This is a genomic window from Arhodomonas sp. KWT (assembly GCF_010993615.1).
In genome coordinates this window covers 4,814-5,975 of the sequence record NZ_WNXE01000085.1, presented here as the reverse complement: position 1 = coordinate 5,975, position 1,162 = coordinate 4,814, and the positions used below count along the sequence as shown (strand labels likewise).

2 protein-coding genes are annotated in these 1,162 nt (G+C 70.7%); one reads left to right on the top strand and one right to left on the bottom strand.

Going from position 1 to position 1,162, the window contains the following annotated elements; translation table 11 throughout:
• The coding region (locus tag G7A99_RS12425) for a metallophosphoesterase (protein WP_205599837.1) at nt 1-375 on the bottom strand (375 nt) is incomplete at its 3' end.
• A 24-nt stretch (nt 376-399) separates the two neighbouring features.
• Here G7A99_RS12425 and G7A99_RS12420 point away from each other — a divergent pair.
• Complete coding sequence (locus G7A99_RS12420) at nt 400-1,062, top strand: O-methyltransferase (protein WP_018719734.1); 663 nt, start codon at nt 400-402, stop codon at nt 1,060-1,062.
• Nucleotides 1,063-1,162: the final 100 nt, after the last annotated feature.

Sequence of the window (1,162 nt, the reverse complement as noted above, 5' to 3'; positions counted from 1 at the left end):
AAGGGCGATCACCTGCCAGCCCCCGATGGAGACACTCTCGCGCCAGGTCACCGGCGCCTCGGCAAAGCAACGGGCCATCGCCACCGGGTCGTCGTGGTTGCCGGGGATGACCAGTGCGGGGACACCGGAGTCCGCGAGCCAGCCGCGAAGCCGCTCATAGCCGGCGGCACTGCCGTCGTGGACGAGGTCGCCGGTCGCGACGATGAGGTCCGGCGCCTCCCCGGCCAGGGCGGCATCAAGCACCGCCCGTGCACTCCCGGAGGTAGGCACGCCCGCGAGATCCGCGGCCGGATCCGCGTAGAGGTGGGTGTCGCTGACCTGGAGGACCCGGAGCGGCTTGACGCCCCCCGGGGGCTCTGATGTGTTGTCGCTCATCGAGGTAACCCGGACACGGCAGTCATGAGTAATCGTACCATCGGGATCGACGACACCCTCCTCGACTACCTCCTGCGCGAGGGCGTACGCGAGCTGCCGGTGCAGCGCGAGCTCCGCGAGGCCACCGCCCGCCTGCCCCAGGCCGGCATGCAGGTGGCCCCGGAGGAAGCGGCACTACTGGCGATGCTCGTGCGTCTGACCGGCGCCCGGCGTGTCATCGAGGTGGGGACCTTCACCGGCTACAGCGCCCTGGCGATGGCGCTCGCCATGCCCGAGGACGGCCGGCTGGTGGCCTGCGACCGCAGCCGCGAATGGACCGACATGGCGCAACGCTACTGGGAAAGCGCCGGGGTCGACGGGCGCATCGAGCTGCGCCTGGGGGCCGCCGCCACCACCCTTGACGAGCTCCTCGCCGAGGGTGGCGCCCGGCGGCACGACCTGGTGTTCATCGACGCCGACAAGTCCGGCTATTCGGGCTATTATGAACAGGCATTGAGGCTGCTCCGTCCGGGCGGTCTGGTGGTGGTGGACAATACGCTCTGGCACGGCCGCGTGGTCGATCCCGCCCGCCGCGACGAGGACACCCGGGCGATACGCGCCTTCAACCGCCGGCTGCACGAGGACGAGCGCATCGACCTGTGCCTGGTGCCGGTGGCGGACGGCGTCACTCTGGCCAGAAAGCGCTGACCGGGCGCATTACCCGCGAGGTCTGCCCGCCCATGCCAAGAGCCCCGTTACTGCCCCTGCTGCTGCTTACACTGACGACCCTCGCGGGCTGCGCCACGAC

Excerpts from the sequence above, each read along its gene's own strand:
- G7A99_RS12420 (WP_018719734.1), top strand. The coding sequence starts at position 400 with ATGAGTAATCGTACCATCGGGATCGACGACACCCTCCTCGACTACCTC.